Below are 19,251 nucleotides of genomic sequence, written 5' to 3' on the forward strand. Positions count from 1 at the left end.
AAATACCGTCCCGCTCCCGGCCGCGCAAATTCGATACGACGCACGGTTGACATTTCACCCCGCATATCGAAACTTGCCGTCATGATCGGCTCCGTGACCATAGCAGCGCTTATCCATCACACCACGACCCTTGAAGGGTGCGCGGGAGCGATGGCGCGTTAGCAGCGATCCGATCATCCCGAAAACCCTGCCGAGGCGAGCAGGGTTTTCAGAAAAACTCGGCTCTCCTTTTGAAACCAACGGAGAGCAGCCAATGTCCGAAAACGAAGAGAATGAACCGAGCCGCCGGTCGCGCCTGCCGGAGGGCATCCTCGTGCGCGCCGTGCGCCTTTCCGATGCGGAGGAAATCACCGATCTGATAAATCTGCCGGGCTATCGGGCCGGCACCTTGAGGCCGCCGTACCAGAGGATCGAAGAGGTCCGCAAATACCTGGAAAACCCAGCGCCGGGTGCGCTGAACCTCGTCGTTACCCTGGATGGCAAGATCGTCGGCAATTGCGGCCTCAACCGTCTCTCCGGCCGCAGGCAACACGCAGCCAGCCTCGGCATGGGCGTACATGACGATTTCACCGGCCGCGGGTTCGGCCGCATCCTGCTCGGCGCCATGGTCGATGCCGCCGACGACTGGCTGGATGTCAAACGGCTGGAACTGACCGTCTACACCGACAACGATGCCGCCATCGGCCTCTACGAGAAATTCGGCTTCGAGCGCGAAGGCCTGCTGAGGGCCTTCGGTTTTCGATCGGGAGAGTATGTCGACGCCTATACGATGGCCCGGCTCAGGCTATGAGCAAACGAGGCTGGCGGCTTGCCGTCAGCCCTCACCCGCTGATCAGCGCCAGCCACTCGTCCTCGTCCATCGTCTGCACGCCGAGTTCGCGCGCCTTATCGAGCTTGGAGCCAGCGCCGGGGCCGGCGACGACGATGTCGGTCTTCTTGGAGACCGATCCCGCCACCTTGGCGCCGAGGCTTTCCGCCCTCGCCTTCGCCTCGTCGCGGGTGAATTTTTCCAGCGAGCCGGTAAAGACCACGGTCTTGCCGGCCACCGGACTGCCGGTCGTTACCGGCTGTTCGGCCTGCTGGGGCGTCACTTCCTCGATGAGCCGGGTGATCACCTCGACATTGCGCGGCTCCTTGTAGAATTCGACCATGGCGCGCGCCACCACCTCGCCGATGCCCTCGATGGCGTTGAGATCGTTCCAGGCGTCGCCGGAAAGCGGTGCCGCCTCCTTCATCGCCATCGCAAAGGCTTCGTAAGTGCCATAGGAGCGCGCCAGCAGCTTTGCCGTGGTCTCGCCGACATGACGGATGCCGAGCGCGTAGATGAAGCGGTGGAGTGCAATGCTGCGCCGTTCGTCGATCGCCGCATAAAGCTTGCCGACGCTGACCTTGCCGAAGCCGTCGATATTTTCCAGCTTGGTCAGCGAAGCCTGCTGGCGCTTCTCCAGCGTGAAGATTTCGGGCGCGGTGCGGATCTGCAGCGACGCATCCTCGTGTTCGAAGAAAAAGTCGATCTGCTTCGATCCAAGCCCCTCGATATCGAAGGCGTTGCGCGAGACGAAGTGCTTCAGATGCTCGGTCGCCTGTGCCCGGCAGATGAAGCCGCCGGTGCATCGGCGCACAGAATCCATCTTGCCGGTCTTCTCGTTGACCTCGCGCACCGCATGCGAACCGCAGACCGGGCAGGTTTTCGGAAATTCGTACGACCGGGCGTCGGCCGTGCGTTTCTCCATCACCACGTCGAGGATCTGCGGAATGACGTCGCCGGCACGCTGGACGATGACGGTATCGCCTTCGCGGATATCGTGATCTTCAGGCCGAATGCGCTCGCCGCTATTGCCGATACCCTTGATGTAGTCCTCGTTATGCAGCGTCGCATTGGTGACGACGACGCCGCCGACGGTGATCGGCTTCAGTCGCGCCACCGGCGTCAGCGCGCCGGTGCGGCCGACCTGGATCTCGATTTTCTCGACCTCGGTGAAGGCCTGTTCGGCCGGAAATTTGTGCGCCGTCGCCCAGCGCGGCGAACGCGAACGGAAGCCGAGACGGGCCTGCAGCTCGAGGCTGTCGACCTTGTAGACGACGCCGTCGATGTCGTAGTCGAGATCCGGGCGTTCCAGACCGATCTCGTCGTAATGCGCCAGAATGTCGGCAACCGAATTCAGCCGCTTCATCAGCGGGTTCACCGGAAAACCCCAATCCTTGAAAGCCTGCACCATCCCGAACTGGGTGTCGGCGGGCATTTCCGACATTTCACCCCAGGCATAAGCGAAGAATTTCAGCTTGCGGCTGGCCGTCACCTTGGCGTCGAGCTGGCGCAGCGACCCGGCGGCGGTATTGCGCGGATTGACATAGGTCTGTTTGCCCTCCGCCTCCATCTGGCGGTTCAGCGCCAGAAAGTCGCTCTTGGCCATATAGACCTCGCCGCGGATCTCCACCACCGCGGGCACGCCCTTTGGCAGCTCGTTGGGGATTTCGGCAATAGTGCGAATGTTGGCGGTGACATTCTCCCCCGTCGTGCCGTCACCGCGCGTCGCTGCCGTCACCAGCCTGCCGTTCTCGTAACGGATCGACATCGACAGACCGTCGATCTTCGGCTCGGCGGTAAAGGCGATCGACTGGTCCGGCAGGCGGCCGAGGAAGCGATAGACGCTGGCGACGAAATCCTGCACGTCCTCCTGCGAAAACGTGTTGTCGAGCGACAGCATCGGTCGCGCATGGACGACGGGCGAAAAGGTGACGGAGGGCGCAGCACCCACCCGCCGCGACGGGCTATCCTCTCGGATCAGCTCGGGAAACTGCACTTCCAGTGCGTCGTTGCGGCGCTTCAGCGCGTCGTAATCCGCATCCGAAATCTCCGGCCGGTCCTTGCCATGGTAGAGCGCATCGTGATGCGCGATCTCCTTTGCCAGCCGCTCAAGCTCGGCGGCAGCCTCTTCGATCGTCAACGTGTCGACGGCGGAACCTTCGGTGGGCATGGAACGTGACTCCAGAGAATCTGGTCAGAAAATCTCGATTGTTTTTAGAGCAAAATCGCCGGATGAAAAGAGAGGCCCGAAGTCGAACATCAGGGATGACGCGAAAGATCAGATCAATTTCGCCACGGTCGCCAGCGGAAGAAAAAGCTGCAAGGGCTTCGTGTCGAAAGCAATAAATCCGAAATGCCGATAGAAAGCGGCAGCCTGCTCGTCTTTCGCGTCTACGGCCAAAGCAAAAACGCCCAGTTCCGAACGCAAGGCACGGCTTGCGGCGTCCCATAACAAAGCTGCGCCAAGTCGCCTGCCTTGGAAATCTTTGTCGATCGCCAGCCGCCCGATGCGTGCAACGGGAATGGCCGGATAAGGCGGCAGGCGGCGAGCCTTGTCTTCGGGAATATCCTTCAATGCCACGTCTCCGGCCGAAAGCGTATAATATCCGGCGATGCGAGCTGAACCCTCCGGACAGGCGACATAGCAAAGCGCGGCGCGGCGTTTGATATCTTGTCCTGCCCGCTCCTTCAAATAGCGGTCCAGCACGAATACGCCGCAAACAAAGCTTTTGCGGTCATGCCCGGAATTCAAGCCCTCGATTGTGAATTGCACCGTCACTGCGCTTTCCGAATGACGGCGTCATGAGCCGTTTTGGCGCGTTTCAGCGCATCTGTCGGCTCCGGCGGGTTGAGCAGCATGTCGACGAAACGCGACTGATCCTCGATTGACAGACGGATAAGCTGGTTTTCCTCGATCGTCCGCCGCGCCGCGTCCTGTGCCGCAGAGACAACGAAATCGCTAAGGCTGCGCCCCTCCATCTCGGCAGCTCGCTTGACGACCGCCAACGCCTCCGGACTGATGCGGGCTTCCAATCGGGTCGTGCGGCTGTTTTGCTGGGGCATGGATTTTCTCCTTTCTCGAATTGTACGGTAAAACGCCGGACAAAGGCAAGGATGAAAATGCCAAGGACGAAACCTCTCTCGGACCGTTGTTGGAGCATTCACCTCTCCACCCTCATTCCTGTGCCTGTCACAGGAATGAGGGAGGGTGGGGTCAGCGTTCGCGCCAAACGGATCGCCCTGCCCGCTCTAATCCCAATCCGTCGCATTGCGCAGCCGGATACTGCTGACATGCAGGCGAGTGTTCCACAGGCTCTTCAGCGGCCGCAGGCTATCGACAACCCGCAACTCCACACAGCGCAGCGCAAACTCCCGATCGAGCCGGACCATGGCGATCCTCTCCATCGGAACGACGCGTCTGCGAGAGACCCACATGCCAGCATCAGCCAAATCCTCAAAGTCCTCAGCCGGCATCTCATAACGATGGATGGTCTCCGCCTCGAGCCGTTCCAGCCAATGGCGCTCGACATAGGCCGCAGCCCGGAAATCTCGGAGCCACTGCCGCCGCTCGGTCTCCGGCGTCTCGGGCGTCGCCCATATCAGGATGCGCGGGCAATCACGCGGAAAGAGATACATGAAGTCATGTTCACCATCGATCGCCCAGACGAGCGGGCCGTTCAGCCATTCCTGGCTTGCCGGGCGCATCGAGGGCACACGGACTGGCCGTGGCTCGAACACCGCAATATCGGGATCATCGCTGAAATGGAAAAGGCGCATGGCACCGGATCGCCGATGTTCGGAATGATGCGCATAACGCGAAGCGGAATCTTTGTCACCGCCGGCGGCTGGAAAATCAGCCGTTGCCGGCGAGCAGCCGCTTCGCCGCCGCCCTCGCCTCTTCGGTCACCGAAGCCCCGGCCAGCATCCGGGCGATCTCCTCGGTGCGGTCCTTCTGCGCCATCGTCGCCACCCGCGTGGCGATCTTTTCGGATCCCTCGGCGGCCGGCCCCTTGGAGATCAGAAGATGCGTCGCCGCTCTCGCGGCGACCTGCGGCGCATGCGTGACCGACAGCACCTGCACCCGCTCCGACAGCCGCTTCAGCCGCTGGCCGATCGCATCGGCGACGGCCCCGCCGACGCCGGTATCGATTTCGTCGAAAACGAGCGTCGGGGCCGATCCCCGATCAGCGAGCGCCACCTTCAGCGCCAGCAGGAAACGCGACAGCTCGCCGCCGGAGGCAACCTTCATGATCGAGCCCGGCCGCGTGCCAGGATTGGTCTGAACATGGAACTCGACGACGTCGATGCCTTCGGCGAGCGCCTCCTGCGCATCCGTGCTGATCTCGACCATGAAACGGGCGCGTTCGAGCTTCAGCGCCGGCAGCTCCGTCATGACGGCCGCAGCCAGTGCGGTGCCGGCGTGATGGCGCTTGTCGGAGAGCAAGCGCGCCGCCGCATCGTAATTTTCGTGCGCCAGGCCGACTTCGGCTTCGAGCCGGGCGAGCCTCTCCTCGCCCGCGTCGAGGTCGGCAAGATCGGCGATCATGCGGACCGCAAGAGCCGGCAGTTCGGTGACGGGCACGGAATATTTGCGCGAGGCCGCCCTGAGCGCGAAAAGCCGCTCCTCCACCCGCTCCAGTTCCCTCGGATCGTATTCGGTCTTGCGCAGCGCTGCCTCGACTTCCATCTGCGCGTTGGAAAGCTGGTCGAGCGCGGCATCAAGCAGCGTCACGGTGTCTTCAAGCAGGCCCGGCGCCTCATGGCTCTTGCGCTCCAGCCGGCGCACCAGCGAGGCGATATGAGGCACTGGCGAGGCATTGCCGTTGAGGAACTCGGACGCCTCTGCGATATCGCCGGCGATTCGCTCGGCCTTCATCATTTTTTGACGGCGATCGGCGAGTTCGTCCTCCTCCCCATCCTGCGGCGAGAGCTTCTCGAGCTCCTCGACGGACGAGCGGAGGTAGTCGGCTTCGCGCGCCGCACCTTCCACCTTCTCGCGGTGCTTCTTCAGCGTCCGCTCGCTGTCGCGCCACAGACGATACAGCCGGGAAACCTCCGAGACCTCATCGGTGAGACCGGCGAAGGCATCGAGCAGAGTACGATGGGCATTGGTGTCGACAAGGGCGCGGTCGTCGTGCTGGCCGTGAATTTCGACCAGCATCTGGCCGGCCTGGCGCATCAGCTGCACGCTGACCGGCTGGTCGTTGACATAGGCCTTGGTGCGCCCGTCCGCCGATTGCTGGCGCCGGAAGATCAGGTCGCCCTCGTCGTCGATGCCGTTTTCACGCAGCAGCTTGCGGGCGCCGTGGTCCATGCCGACGTCGAACACCGCCGTCACCTGGCCCTTGTCCTCGCCGTGGCGCACCAGGTCGCCATCACCGCGCCCACCGAGCGCCAGTGACAGGCTGTCGAGCAGGATGGATTTGCCCGCTCCGGTCTCGCCGGTCAGCACGGAGAGGCCGGTCTCGAAGGCAAGATCCAGCCGCTCGATCAGGACGATATCGCGGATCGAAAGCTGGATCAGCATTGGCCTCAGGAACCGAGCAGGAGTTTCTTGCCTGCCGCAGCGATCCACGAGCCCTTGTTTTCACGCGGCTCGGCACCGCCGGTCTGCAGCAGCTTGTAGGAATCGGCGTACCACTGGCTGTCGGGATAATTGTGACCGAGGACGGCAGCCGCCGTCTGCGCCTCGTCGACGATGCCCATGGCGTAATAAGCCTCGACGAGACGCGCCAAGGCCTCTTCGATCTGGTTCGTATTCGGATATTTCTCGACGACAATACGGAAGCGCGAGATCGCGGCGAGATATTCCTTCCGCTCCATGTAGTAGCGGCCGATCTGCATTTCCTTGCCGGCGAGCTGGTCGCGCGCAAAGCGGATCTTGGCCTGCGCGTCGTCGACATATTCGGAGTTCGGATAATTGTCGATGACGGCCTGCATCGCTTCGATCGTCTTGGCCGAGGCGCGCTGATCCTGGGTCACGTCGACGATCTGCTTGGAATAGGTGAGACCGATGAGATACTGCACATAGGCCGCATCCTGCGATTTCGGATATTGCGACATGTAGCGGTTGCCGGATGTAAGCGCATCGTCCAGGCGGCCCTGGCGGTATTTGACGAAGGTGCTCATTACAAGCGCCTTGCGCGCCCATTCGGAGAACGGGTTCTCGCGGTCGATGGCGTCGAACTTGCGCGCCGCTTCCGCCATGTTGCCGACCTTCATGTTGGCAAGGCCCTGGGTGTAGAGCACATCCGGCGGATCGGTTTCGAGGCCGAGCTTGGTGATGTCGATATCGGGATCCGACTGGCAACCGGATATCGAGGCGCCTGCGCTGAGCACCAGAAGCGATGCGAACAAAGCACGCGCTGTCTTCATCATACCGTCAGATCCTGCATAACCCATTCGAAAGAACCCCACTGCCGCCGCTCGCTCCACGGCAGCCACGCCTCGCTGGCGTTTCTAGCCATAAATGTGCATCAAGAGCAACGCAATGATAAGGCATTAACGCATTTTTGTGGCAGCGGCCGGGGAATGACCGGCTTTTCCTCTTCTTCCCCGACCTGTGACAGGAAAGCATCTGACCAGGCGGACATAAAAAAACCGCCTCCGGGAAAGAGGCGGCCTGGTCTTGAGAATGTGCTGGAGGTCATGCCGACCAGGGAGCGAATTCCGAAGCGCTGACCGCGATCAGTTCGCGGGCGGCGACGCGCTGGCGCGGTGTCGACGTCTCCACAACCTCATAGGCGGAGGGATCGGCGAGCAGCGCCTTCAGCGCATTGGCATTCATCTTATGGCCACCGCGATAGGAACGGTAGCAGCCGATGAACGGGGCGCCGGCAAGCGATAGATCGCCGACAGCATCGAGCGTCTTGTGGCGGACGAATTCGTCCTTGGCGTAACGCAGCCCTTCGACGTTGATGACGGTATTGTCGTCCGAGATCACGACGGAATTTTCGAGCGAGGAGCCGAGCGCGTGGCCCGAGGCCCAGAGACGCTCGACATCGCGCATGAAGCCGAAGGTGCGGGCGCGGGAAAGCTCGGCCTTGAAGACGGCCGCGGTCATGTCGCCGGCCCACTTCTGCCGGCCGATCAGCGGGCAGTCGAAATCGATCTCGACTTCGAAGCGCGTGCCGTCATAGGGACGGAATTCGCTCCAGGAGCCGCCATGCTCGATTCGCACCGGCTTGGTGATACGGATATAGCGGCGCTTGACGCCGAGCGAGACCAGGCCAACCTGCTCGATAGCCTCGACGAAGGGCAGCGAACTGCCGTCCATGATCGGCATTTCGGAGCCCTGCACCTCGATCACCACATTGTCGAGGCCGAGCGCATAGATCGCCGCCATCACATGCTCGATCGTCGCGACCGAATGGGCGGGCGAGAAGCCAAGCACGGTGCAGAGGTCGGTATTGCCGACCTGCGAGGAGACGGCCTTGAGTTCGGTGATATCGCCATTGGCATGCATGCGCTGGAAAATGACGCCGGTATCCGATTCGGCCGGGTTCAGCGTGATCGAGACGTTAGCGCCCGAATGGACTCCGATGCCCGAAAGCGTCACGGGACGCGATACCGTCGTTTGAAAACCCAGCAAGCCAATTGCCATAAATTCTGCCTTTATTCTTCCGCACCGGCAGTCTGCCCAATCGGCGCGGTTATCGTTCATTCTGTACAACGAGCCTTTAGAAGGACTCGTGGGGCAGTTTCCTTGCATCATACTTACGTGCCCCGGCGCTCCAATCCAAATCACTGTTTCTTTCGCTTTGTTACGAAGTCACACGATTGAAATCGCTTGCGAATCACCGACTGAAAAACAGCAATGCCCGGGACCTTGGTCCCGGGCATGAACGGTGCTGATTCAGCCGCTCAATTCGACTGGCGACGCAGGAATGCCGGGATTTCCAGCTGGTCGTCTTCCTGCATCATCCGGGCCTGCGGAACCGCCCGACCCTGGTCGTCGAGGTTGCCGCGACGCGGTGCGTAGAGGCTTGCTTCAGGCGACAGCGGACGGCGCTGCTGCGAAGCGGCCGGCGGTGCGGCAGTCATGTCGGCGGCAACGGCTTCGTCGTCGCGGCGGCCGAGCGAATTGGTGATTCGCTTGAGCAGGCCCATCGGACCACGCTCTTCCGCTGCATGCGCGGCAGCCGGCTGCGTGCGGTGGTCGAGTTCGGCCTGGACGACCGGCGGGAAATCCTCGACCTTCGGCATGCGCATCGGCTCGGGCGCCTGGCGGATGATCGGCTCCTGCCGGACCGGCTGCTGCTGGACGGGCTGGCTCATCACCGGCTGGCTCATCACGGGCGCCGGAGCCTGCTGCTGTACCTGAGGACGCATGACGGGAGCTTCCGGCGCAGGCGCGAAGATCTTGCTCTGCGGACGGAAGGTTTCCTGCTGTGCCACAGGCTGCTGTACCGGGGCGCTGGCACGCGGGGCCGGGAATTCGAGTTCGCGTTCCATCTCGGCTTCGCGGATGGTCTGCGCGATCGGATCCACCACCTTCGGTGCCTGCATCACGGGGGCAGGCTGAACTGCGGCCGCTGCCGGAGCAACAGCCGCGGAGGGACGGATAGCAGGCCTTGCGACCGGCTGAACGTTGCGCTCGGCGGCTTCGCTGATCGCCCGATCGATGCCGGTTGCGACGACCGAGACGCGGATGATGCCTTCAAGCGATTCGTCGAAGGTGGCGCCGAGGATGATGTTGGCGTCGGGATCGACTTCCTCGCGGATGCGGGTCGCGGCTTCGTCGACTTCGAAGAGGGTCAGGTCGCGACCGCCGGTGATGGAGATCAGCAGGCCCTGGGCGCCCTTCATCGAGGTTTCGTCGAGCAGCGGGTTGGCGATCGCGGCCTCGGCGGCCTGCAACGCGCGGCCGGAGCCGGAGGCTTCGCCGGTGCCCATCATCGCGCGACCCATTTCGCGCATGACCGAGCGGACGTCGGCGAAGTCGAGGTTGATGAGACCTTCCTTCACCATCAGGTCGGTGATGCAGGCAACGCCCGAATAGAGAACCTGGTCGGCCATCGCGAAGGCGTCGGCGAAGGTGGTCTTGTCGTTGGCAATGCGGAAGAGGTTCTGGTTCGGAATGACGATCAGCGTGTCGACAGACTTCTGCAGTTCCTGGATGCCCATCTCCGCCAGGCGCATGCGGCGCCCGCCTTCGAAATGGAAAGGCTTGGTGACGACGCCGACCGTCAGGATGCCCTTGTTGCGGGCGGCCTGTGCGACGACGGGCGCTGCACCCGTGCCGGTGCCGCCGCCCATGCCGGCGGTGACGAAGCACATATGCGTGCCGTTCAGGTGATCGATGATTTCGTCGATGCACTCTTCGGCGGCCGCGCGGCCGACTTCCGGCTGCGAACCGGCGCCGAGGCCTTCAGTGACGTTGGCGCCGAGCTGGATGACCCGCTCCGCCTTCGTCATCGTCAGCGCCTGGGCATCCGTGTTGGCGACGACGAAGTCGACGCCCTGGAGACCGGCAGTGATCATGTTGTTGACGGCGTTGCCGCCACCGCCGCCAACGCCGAATACGGTGATGCGCGGCTTCAGCTCTGTGATGTCAGGCTTTTGCAGCTTGATGGTCATGGTACCTGTTCCTTCTCTCTCTGGCCGCATCGCCACGCCGGCCAATCACTCAATTTCAGAAGCTTTCCTTCAGCCACTGGCCCATCCGGGCTATGCGGCTGTTATTTCCACCCAGCGACATGAGCAGACCGCTCTGTGACGCATGTGTCTCCATGTCCGCGACTTGCGGATAGATCATCAGGCCGACGGCCGTCGAAAAGGCCGGGCCCTTGGCCGCCGTCGGCAGTCCCGAGACGCCCATCGGGCGGCCGATGCGGACGTTGCGGGCAAGAATGCGCCGCGCCACATCGGCAAGGCCGGTCAGCTGGCTCGCGCCGCCGGTCAGGACGACACGCTTGCCGACGATCGGGCTGAAGCCGGAGCGCTGAATGCGGTCGCGGATCAGTTCCATTGTTTCTTCGATTCGGGCCGAAACGATGCGCGAGACCAGCGCCCGCGGCACCTGCGACGGCTGGTCGCGATCATCCTCGCCGATCGGCGGAATCGAAATCAGCTCGCGCTCGTCGGAGGAATTCGAAAGGGCCGTGGCATGCACGACCTTCAGCCGCTCCGCATCCTCGATACGGGTCGAAAGGCCGCGCGCGAGATCGGTGGTCACATGATGGCCGCCGAGGCCGACGGCATCCGTATGAACGAGCTTGCCTTCGGCAAAGACCGAGATCGTCGTGGTGCCGCCGCCCATGTCGATCGCCGCGCAGCCGAGTTCGACTTCGTCATCGACGAGAGCGGCGAGGCCCGATGCATAGGGCGTCGCGACGATGCCCTCGACCGACAGGTGCGCGCGGTTGACGCTGAGCTCGAGGTTCTTCAGCGCCGAGCGCTCGGCGGTGACCACATGCATATCGACGCCGAGCGCATCGCCATACATTGCCAGCGGATCGCGAATGCCGCGCTCGCCGTCGAGCGAAAAGCCGGTTGCCAGCGAATGCAGCACCGAACGGTCCTGGCGCAGCGACTGCTGGCAGGCGGCCGACAGCACCTTCTTCAGATCGTTGAGTTCGACTTCCTGGCCACCGAGATCGATTGTGGCTGTGTAAATGTCGCTGCCGAGGCGGCCGGCCGTCAGATTGACGATCAGGCTCTCGACAGTCAGCCCGGCCATGCGCTCCGCCGCGTCGACGGCGAGGCGAATGACGCCTTCCAGCGCGTCGAGATCGGCGATCACGCCGGTCTTGATGCCGCGGGACCGCTGGTGCCCGATGCCGATGATCTCGATATTGTGCGTGCGGCCCGGCAGGATCTGGCTTTCCTCGCGCGGCGTCAGCCGGCCGATCATGCAGACGACCTTGGTCGAGCCGATGTCGAGCACCGAAACGACATGCGACCGCTTCGACGAAAGCGGCTTCAGGCGCGGCAATCCGAAATGGGATGAACCGAACAAGCTCATATATTCTGCCCCGCCTTCTTCAATTCCTTGGTGCGCTCCGTCACAGCCGTCTGACGGCGGACTGCCGCCTCCGGCGTCAGCTGGATCGCGGTTCTGTCGGACAGCCTGAGATCGACCGCGGCAATGTCCCGCTCCAGGAGCTGGTGCTCCTTGTCGAACTTCGAAAGCGTCGCCAGCGCCTGGTCGATACCGTCTTCCGGCAATTTGACGACGACGCCGTTATCCATATGCAGGTCCCAGCGACGGCCTGATATCCAGACATAGGCCTTCACGCGAGCCTTGACGTCGGGCCACTTCGAGAAGGCCTCGTCGAGCGACGCCGCTGCCGTTTCCGCATCGCGGCCGACAACGAGCGGCAGCGACGAAAATTTATTGTCGCGCAGCGGCGCAATGACGCTGCCGTTCTTTTCGATCAGCGAAAGCTCCTGCCCGTGCTGCCAGATCGCATAGGCCTGACGCTCCTTGAGCTTCACCTCGATCGTCTTCGGATAGATCTTGCGAACCTCGACACTTTCGACCCAGGCAAGATGGGCGATCTTCCGGCGGGCGGCATCGACGTCGAGGGCGACCAGCGAGGTCGTGCCGTCGAGGCCGATCAGTTGCAGGATCTCGATTTCAGACGTCTCCGAATTGCCGGAGACCTTCACGTCCTCGATCGCAAAACCCGCCGCCGTCGTCGTCGCCTGCGCAACGGCTTCGGTGTGGCCGCCGAGCGACATGCCGTAAAGCCCGGTCGCGGCCAGGAAAGCCAGCGCCGAGATCGTGCCGGCATGGGCCGGGATGTAGATGCGGCCGCTGCCGAGGCTGATGAGGAAACGGGTAACGCGGCGCAGCGGACGCGGCAGGACGAATCGCTCTTCGGCTTCCATGGCCGGAAGCACGGCATGATGGCTGGGGCGCCCTATCCTCTTGACTGTCAACGCAAACAAGACGCGTCCTCCACCATCCACCGGAGAAACTCACCAAAGGAATAACCGGCATGACCGGCCATTTCGGGCACAAGCGAGGTTGGAGTCATGCCTGGCTGGGTATTGACTTCCAGCCAGATGATTTCGCCGTCTTCGGTGAAACGATCGTCGTAACGAAAGTCGGACCGACTGACGCCGCGACAACCGATTGCCTGATGCGCCCTTAGGGCCAATCTTTGTATTTTTTGGTAAATATTCGGTGAAATTTTTGCCGGGATGACGTGTTTTGAACCGCCCGCTGCATACTTGGAATCGTAATCATAAAAATTGTGTCCCTGCGGCACCACCTCGGTGACGCCGAGCGCAGTCTCGCCCATGACGCCGCAGGTGAGTTCGCGGCCGTAGACATAGCGCTCGACAAGCACTTCCTCGCCGTAGCGCCACTCGGACGAGCTGACGATTTGCGGCGGATGCGCCTGATCTTCCGTAACGATGACGACGCCGAAGCTCGACCCTTCCCGCACCGGCTTCACCACATAGGGCGGCTTCATCGGATGCGTCGAGGGAAAGGCGAAACGGTTGATGACCTGCGATTCGGCGACCGGAATGCCGGCAGCGGCAGCAACAAGCTTCGCCTTGTCCTTGTCCATTGCCAGCGCCGAGGCAAGCACGCCCGAATGCGTATAAGGGATCTCGAGATATTCGAGGATGCCCTGAATGGTGCCGTCCTCGCCGAAGGGGCCGTGCAGCGCATTGAAGACCACGTCGGGCTTCAAGGCGGCAAGCTTTTCCGAAACATCGCGCGCCACATCGATGCGCGTCACGTCGAAGCCTTCCGCTTCGAGGGCTTCTGCGCAAGCCTTTCCCGAGGAAAGGCTGACAGGCCGTTCCGAGGAAAATCCGCCCATCAGGACAGCGACATGCTTGCGACTCATCAACACCCCCAAAAATAACTTTTATTGTCGAAATCGACGCTTGCGCGAAGCTGTCTGCGCCGTTTCGGGCCTTTGTCCGACCTGCATGCATTAGAGCATCATTATGGTTAATGAAGTGTTTACTTTCGTTAACTTCTTCTTCCCAGGCGCGGCATTTGTCCGTGCCGCGCACTTGATTTTTCGAAGCTTCACGTCTTCGAAGTGTCAGGGCGGACACCCCAGCCGATCTGTCAAATCAGAAAAGCCCGCATGGAAAAACCACGCGGGCTCAAAGAGATAACCTCAAGTCTTGCAGTCAGTCGGCGTCGTCGAGAACCTTCCACACCAGGCCGCCGAGCGCCCCGCCAGCAAGCGGTGCAATCCAGAACAGCCAGAGCTGCTGCAATGCCCAGCCGCCGACGAAAAGCGCCTGACCGGTGGAACGCGCCGGATTGACCGAGGTATTTGTCACCGGGATGGAGATGAGATGGATCAGCGTCAGCCCGAGGCCGATCGCAAGCGGTGCGAAGCCCGCAGGCACCCTGCTGCTGGTCGATCCGAGGATGATGATCAGGAAGAACATGGTCAGCAGCACTTCGATCAGCAGTGCCGAAAGCAGCGAATAACCGCCCGGGGAATGATCGCCATAGCCGTTGGCGGCAAAGCCGCCGAGTTCGAAACCCGCCTTGCCGCTGGCAATGAGATAAAGCAGCGCGGCCGCGGCGACGGCGCCGACAAGCTGGACGCCGATATAGGGAAGCAGGCGTGCGGCAGGAAACCGTCCGGCGACCGTCAGGCCGAGGGAGACGGCCGGGTTGAAGTGACCGCCCGAAATACCGCCCACGGCATAGGCCATGGTGAGCACGGTCAAGCCGAATGCAAAGGCCACCCCGACAAAACCGATGCCCAATTCGGGATAGGCCGCGGCAAGGACGGCGCTGCCGCATCCACCAAAGACAAGCCAGAACGTGCCGAGAAACTCCGCAACAAGACTCTTTTGCATGCGCGCCTCCTATATCTCAACCAGAGAGTTCATAGTGAATCTGCCACAATTCGAGTCCGGTCAAGCTGGCTGCAAATGCTGCGGCAAGCTTCGCGCAAGGATCGAGAAACTGTGTATCCGAGGAACACAGCCAGCGCGGCTTTTTTATTGATGCGCTCGGCACTTCCGGCTAACCGGAGCACTCAAGGTCAAGCGGGGAACATATCATGCGATGCCTCATCACCGGCGCGGCCGGCTTTGTCGGCGGGCCTCTCGTCGAAAGACTGCATGGCGAGAGGCTGTGGGAGGTTCGGGTGACGACGCGATCCGCAGCCGCCGGCTTTCCGGCAGAGATGCGGCATTTCCCCATCGAGATATCCAGCGAAACGGACTGGACGGCCGCGCTCGACGGTGTCGACGTCGTTGTCCATCTCGCCGCCCGGGTGCACATCATGAATGACCGCGCGGCCGATCCTCTGACGGAATTCCGCCGGATCAACACCGCCGCCACGCTCAATCTCGCCGAGCAGGCCGCACGCGCCGGGGTAAAAAGGTTCGTTTTCATCAGCAGCATCAAAGTCAATGGTGAAGAAACCGAACGGCCCTTCCGCCACGACGATACGCCGATGCCGCTCGATCCCTATGGCGTTTCGAAGCTGGAAAGCGAAATCGGCCTGCATGAAATCTCAGCCCGAACAGGCATGGAAGTCGTCGTCATTCGCCCGCCCCTCGTCTACGGGCCTGGCGCCAGGGGCAACTTCGCCCTGCTCGTCGGACTTGTCCGGAAGAAGATACCGCTCCCCTTCGCGTCGCTGAAGAACCACCGCACACTGGTTGCGCTTCCAAATCTCGTCGACCTGATCGTCACGGCCATGACGCATCGGGATGCGACCGGCCAAACCTTTCTCGCAGGCGACGGAGAAGATCTCTCCACGCCCGGGCTCATCGAGGGCATTGCCGCAGGCTTGGGTCTCAAACCGATGCTGCTCCCCTTCCCCCCCGCCTTGCTGCAGCTGGGCGCAAAATTGACGGGAAAAGACGCCGTCTACCAGCGTCTTTGCGGTTCCCTGCAGGTCGACATATCCCACGCCCGCGACGTGCTCGGCTGGTCGCCCATCGTCACGCCGCGCGAAGGTCTGAAGCTTGCCGTGAAGTAAAAAGCTATTCGCTGGTGACGCCGTGGAACGGGCGCACTTCGCGGCCGGGCATGAAGACGCCGAGCCGCTTGATTTCCCATTCGAGCTTGATGCCCTCTTTCTCGAAGACCTCGCGGCGCACCTGTTCGCCGAGATATTCGAGATCGTAACCGGTCGCCTGCCCCATATTGATCATGAAGTTGCAGTGAAGCGACGACATCTGCGCTCCGCCGATGACGAGACCGCGGCAGCCCGCCTCGTCGATCAGCTTCCAGGCCGAATGGCCGGCAGGGTTCTTGAAGGTCGAGCCGCCGGTCTTTTCGCGCACCGGCTGCACCGTCTCGCGGTGATTGCGCACGGCGTCCATCTCGGCGCGGATCTGGGCGCGCTCTTCCGGATAGCCTTCGAACAGCACGGAGGTGAAGATCAGCTCGCTGGATGCGGTCGAATGACGATAGGAATAGCCCATCTCGGCATTGGACAGCACGTGCTTGTTGCCCTTGCGGTCGACCGCGTTGACCTCGATCAGCCGCTCGCGCGTCTCCACGCCATTGGCCCCGGCATTCATGCGCGCTGCGCCGCCGATGCTGCCCGGAATACCGTAGAAGAAATGAAAGCCGCCGATGCCGTTATCCATCGCCATCGCCGCCACATGTTTATCGGGGCAGATGCTGCCGGCCAGAATGCGGTTTTCGCCGGCAAGCTCGACGAAGCCGAAGCCCTTGGCGGACAGGCGCAGCACGACGCCGGGAATGCCGCCGTCGCGCACCAGGATGTTGGAGCCGACGCCGATCACCGTCAGCGGCACCTCTTCCGGCAAGATTTTCAGGAAGGCGACGAGATCGTCGATATCATGCGGCTGGAACATCAGCTCGGCGAGGCCGCCTGCCCTGAACCAGGTGACGCGGTCCATTGGGGCATCCGGCGTGATGCGACCGCGGATATCCTTTACACCGTCTCCGAGAGACGCGAGAAGCTTTTCCCCATTCACCTGTTTCATACGGACTTTCCCGATAGGCCTTCCAGTTGCTTGGGCAGCGCCGCCGCCCAGGATGTGATGCTCCCAGCCCCCAACAGAACCACGAAATCGCCGGGCTTTGCAACCTCCGCAACCATCTGCGGCAGAAGCTCCGCCGAGTTCAGAAAGCGGGCGTCGCGATGGCCGCCGGATTTTATCCGCGAGACCAGCGACACGGAATCGATCCCCGCGATCGGATCTTCACCTGCCGCATAGACCGGCGCCAGGAAAATGCTGTCGGCATCGTTGAAGCAGGCGGCGAATTCCTCGAACAGGCTTGCCAGGCGGCTGTAGCGGTGCGGCTGGTGGACCGCGATGATGCGCCCCTTGCAGGCTTCGCGGGCAGCGCGCAGCACCGCTTTGATCTCGACCGGATGGTGGCCGTAATCGTCGAAGATCTGCACCCCGTTCCATTCGCCGGTCAGCGTGAAACGGCGCTTGACGCCACCGAAGGAGGCAAGTCCCTTGGCGATATCGGCGCTCGATATGCCGAGCCGGTTGGCAACGGCGATCGCCGCCGTCGCGTTGGAGATATTATGCCGCCCCGGCATCGGCATGACCAGCCCCTTGAGCTCGATCACCTGGCCGGTGCGGCGGCGGCGGATTTCGACGTCGAAGATCGAGCGTGTGCCATCGATGCGCACATTCTTGAAGCGTACGTCGGCCTGCGGGTTCTCGCCATAGGTGATGATCTTGCGATCCTCGATGCGGCCGACCAGCGACTGCACCTCGGGATGGTCGAGGCACATGACGCCGAAACCGTAAAACGGCACGTTCTCGACGAACTGCCTAAAGGCGGCGCGCACGGCGTCGAAATTGCCGTAATGGTCGAGATGCTCCGGGTCGATATTGGTGATGACGGCGACATCGGCAGGGAGCTTCAGGAAGGTGCCGTCGGATTCGTCGGCCTCGACCACCATCCACTCACCCTCGCCCATACGGGCATTGGTGCCGTAGGCATTGATAATGCCGCCGTTGATGACGGTCGGGTCGAGCCCGCCGGCTTCGAGCAGGGTTGCGACCAGCGACGTGGTGGTCGTCTTGCCATGCGTGCCGCCGATGGCGATCGCATTGCGGAAGCGCATCAGTTCGGCAAGCATTTCGGCGCGGCGCACCACCGGCAGCAGCTTTTCGCGCGCGGCGATCAGTTCCGGATTGCTCTTCTTGATCGCCGTCGAAACGACGACGACTTCGGCATCACCCAGGTTCTCTGCCCGGTGGCCGACGAACACTTCGATACCCTTGTCGCGCAGGCGCTGGACATTGGCGCTGTCGGCCTGATCGGATCCCTGCACCTTGTGGCCGAGATTGTGCAGCACTTCGGCAATGCCGCTCATGCCGATGCCGCCGATGCCGATGAAATGAACGAGGCCGATCGCCTTCGGCAGTTTCATGCGCGTGTCCTCTTCAATTCCGCAATTGTCCGTCCGGCGGCAATAGCCTCAACCATGTCGGCAAGCAAGTTCGCGGCATCGGGTTTCCCGGCGAGTTTCGCCGCCGCTGCCATATGCGAAAGCTTTTCCGGATCGTTCATCACAGCCGTCAGGATCGCCGCGATCTTCTCCGGCGAAAGCTCCGACTGGGCGATCACCTTCGCCCCGCCGGTCGCAGCCAGCGCTGCCGCATTCGCCGCCTGGTCGTGATCGAGAGCGTGGGGGTAAGGCACCAGCACCGCCGGCCGGCCGATGACGGAGATCTCCGAAATCGTCGAGGCGCCCGAGCGGCAAATGACGAGATGGGCTTTCGCCAGCCTCTCGGCCATATCGGTGAAGAAAGGCGCGATATCGGCCCCCATCTCCAGCTTAGCGACGCAGCCGCCGACCATTTCCATATCCTCGGGACGCACCTGCTGGGTGATGCGCAGTCGCAGACGCAGCGCGTCGTCGAGCAGGCTGATCGCCGTCGGCAGCGCCTTGGAGAAATATTGCGCGCCCTGGCTGCCGCCGAAGACGACAAGATTGAAGGCTTCGCCGGGATGAGACGGCGTGTAAGGCACCTCGGCGGCAGCGATGATTGCCGGGCGGACCGGATTGCCCGTCGTCACCGTCTTCTCCGGGAAGGCGCCGCCCCCCTCCGGCAGGAAACCGCCGGCGATACCCTGCACGCGGGTCGCCAAGGCCTTGTTGGCACGGCCCATCACCGCATTCTGCTCGTGGATCATCGTCGGCACGCCAAGCCTTGTGGCGGCAAGCAGCGGCGGCACTGTCGGATAACCGCCGAAACCGACGACGATGACGGGCTTCAGCCGCTGGATCAGCTTCTTTGCCGCCCGCATGCCGCTCCACAGCGTCCACAGCGAGCGGGCGACAGCGACCGGGTTCTTCGAGCCGATCGTCGCCGACGGCACGACATGGATCTCTTCGGCCGGGAACTTGCCGGCATAGCGCTCGGCCCGGCTGTCGGTGACGAGATGCACCGAGTAGCCGCGCTCCTTCAGCTTGAAGGCCAGCGCCTCCGCCGGGAACACATGGCCGCCGGTTCCCCCGGCGGCAAGCAGCACGATGCCTTTGCTCATGGCC

17 protein-coding genes are annotated in these 19,251 nt (G+C 62.5%); 2 read left to right on the plus strand and 15 right to left on the minus strand.

Annotated elements, in window-relative coordinates; all coding sequences use genetic code 11:
* Nucleotides 1–253: 253 nt before the first annotated feature.
* Nucleotides 254–790, plus strand: coding sequence for a GNAT family N-acetyltransferase (locus CO657_RS13070; protein WP_054182694.1), 537 nt, complete (start codon nucleotides 254–256; stop codon nucleotides 788–790).
* A 31-nt stretch (nucleotides 791–821) separates the two neighbouring features.
* On the opposite strand, the gene ligA is transcribed toward CO657_RS13070, so the two are convergent.
* The 12 genes from ligA to aqpZ form a co-directional block, all read right to left on the minus strand.
* Nucleotides 822–2,978 (minus strand): NAD-dependent DNA ligase LigA, encoded by a 2,157-nt coding sequence (gene ligA, locus CO657_RS13075; protein WP_054182693.1) that lies wholly within the window; start codon nucleotides 2,976–2,978, stop codon nucleotides 822–824.
* A 108-nt stretch (nucleotides 2,979–3,086) separates the two neighbouring features.
* Nucleotides 3,087–3,587: a GNAT family N-acetyltransferase gene (locus CO657_RS13080; RefSeq protein WP_054182692.1), complete on the minus strand. Its 501-nt coding sequence runs from the start codon at nucleotides 3,585–3,587 to the stop codon at nucleotides 3,087–3,089.
* Nucleotides 3,584–3,871 (minus strand): type II toxin-antitoxin system TacA family antitoxin, encoded by a 288-nt coding sequence (locus CO657_RS13085; RefSeq protein WP_003593382.1) that lies wholly within the window; start codon nucleotides 3,869–3,871, stop codon nucleotides 3,584–3,586. Before CO657_RS13085 ends, CO657_RS13080 begins: the two co-directional genes overlap by 4 nt.
* A gap of 186 nt (nucleotides 3,872–4,057) precedes the next feature.
* On the minus strand, nucleotides 4,058–4,585 hold the full coding sequence (locus tag CO657_RS13090; RefSeq protein ID WP_003593380.1) for a DUF6886 family protein: 528 nt from the start codon (nucleotides 4,583–4,585) through the stop codon (nucleotides 4,058–4,060).
* Between the two features lie 76 nt (nucleotides 4,586–4,661).
* Nucleotides 4,662–6,335, minus strand: a complete 1,674-nt coding sequence (gene recN, locus CO657_RS13095; RefSeq protein ID WP_003593378.1) for a DNA repair protein RecN — start codon at nucleotides 6,333–6,335, stop codon at nucleotides 4,662–4,664.
* Nucleotides 6,336–6,340: 5 nt separating this feature from the next.
* On the minus strand, nucleotides 6,341–7,210 hold the full coding sequence (locus tag CO657_RS13100; protein ID WP_197283880.1) for an outer membrane protein assembly factor BamD: 870 nt from the start codon (nucleotides 7,208–7,210) through the stop codon (nucleotides 6,341–6,343).
* A gap of 244 nt (nucleotides 7,211–7,454) precedes the next feature.
* Nucleotides 7,455–8,411 (minus strand): UDP-3-O-acyl-N-acetylglucosamine deacetylase, encoded by a 957-nt coding sequence (gene lpxC / locus CO657_RS13105; protein ID WP_054182690.1) that lies wholly within the window; start codon nucleotides 8,409–8,411, stop codon nucleotides 7,455–7,457.
* A 260-nt stretch (nucleotides 8,412–8,671) separates the two neighbouring features.
* Complete coding sequence (gene ftsZ, locus CO657_RS13110; protein ID WP_012558365.1) at nucleotides 8,672–10,387, minus strand: cell division protein FtsZ; 1,716 nt, start codon at nucleotides 10,385–10,387, stop codon at nucleotides 8,672–8,674.
* 55 nt (nucleotides 10,388–10,442) lie between these two features.
* Complete coding sequence (gene ftsA / locus CO657_RS13115; protein WP_003565034.1) at nucleotides 10,443–11,774, minus strand: cell division protein FtsA; 1,332 nt, start codon at nucleotides 11,772–11,774, stop codon at nucleotides 10,443–10,445.
* On the minus strand, nucleotides 11,771–12,703 hold the full coding sequence (locus CO657_RS13120; RefSeq protein ID WP_054182689.1) for a cell division protein FtsQ/DivIB: 933 nt from the start codon (nucleotides 12,701–12,703) through the stop codon (nucleotides 11,771–11,773). The genes ftsA and CO657_RS13120 overlap by 4 nt, the downstream gene beginning before the upstream one ends.
* Entirely contained in the window at nucleotides 12,691–13,617 is a 927-nt protein-coding gene (locus CO657_RS13125; RefSeq protein WP_054182688.1) for a D-alanine--D-alanine ligase, read from the minus strand. Before CO657_RS13125 ends, CO657_RS13120 begins: the two co-directional genes overlap by 13 nt.
* Before the next feature lie 295 nt (nucleotides 13,618–13,912).
* Complete coding sequence (aqpZ, locus tag CO657_RS13130; protein WP_003593367.1) at nucleotides 13,913–14,599, minus strand: aquaporin Z; 687 nt, start codon at nucleotides 14,597–14,599, stop codon at nucleotides 13,913–13,915.
* Between the two features lie 206 nt (nucleotides 14,600–14,805).
* Between aqpZ and CO657_RS13135 the strand changes: the two genes are divergently transcribed.
* Nucleotides 14,806–15,735, plus strand: a complete 930-nt coding sequence (locus tag CO657_RS13135; protein ID WP_054182687.1) for a UDP-glucose 4-epimerase family protein — start codon at nucleotides 14,806–14,808, stop codon at nucleotides 15,733–15,735.
* Between the two features lie 4 nt (nucleotides 15,736–15,739).
* Here CO657_RS13135 and murB read toward each other — a convergent pair whose 3' ends face one another.
* Genes murB through murG form a run of 3 tightly spaced genes read right to left on the minus strand, consistent with a single transcriptional unit; the run spans nucleotide 15,740 to nucleotide 19,247 of the window.
* The gene (gene murB, locus CO657_RS13140) at nucleotides 15,740–16,714 is read right to left on the minus strand and encodes a UDP-N-acetylmuramate dehydrogenase (protein ID WP_003593364.1); all 975 of its coding nucleotides are present in this window, start codon (nucleotides 16,712–16,714) and stop codon (nucleotides 15,740–15,742) included.
* The gene (gene murC / locus CO657_RS13145) at nucleotides 16,711–18,126 is read right to left on the minus strand and encodes a UDP-N-acetylmuramate--L-alanine ligase (protein ID WP_054182686.1); all 1,416 of its coding nucleotides are present in this window, start codon (nucleotides 18,124–18,126) and stop codon (nucleotides 16,711–16,713) included. The genes murB and murC overlap by 4 nt, the downstream gene beginning before the upstream one ends.
* Nucleotides 18,123–19,247 (minus strand): undecaprenyldiphospho-muramoylpentapeptide beta-N-acetylglucosaminyltransferase, encoded by a 1,125-nt coding sequence (murG, locus tag CO657_RS13150; RefSeq protein ID WP_054182685.1) that lies wholly within the window; start codon nucleotides 19,245–19,247, stop codon nucleotides 18,123–18,125. Before murG ends, murC begins: the two co-directional genes overlap by 4 nt.
* Nucleotides 19,248–19,251: the final 4 nt, after the last annotated feature.

The organism is Rhizobium acidisoli (assembly GCF_002531755.2).
In the GTDB taxonomy this organism is placed as follows: Bacteria; Pseudomonadota; Alphaproteobacteria; order Rhizobiales; family Rhizobiaceae; genus Rhizobium; species Rhizobium acidisoli.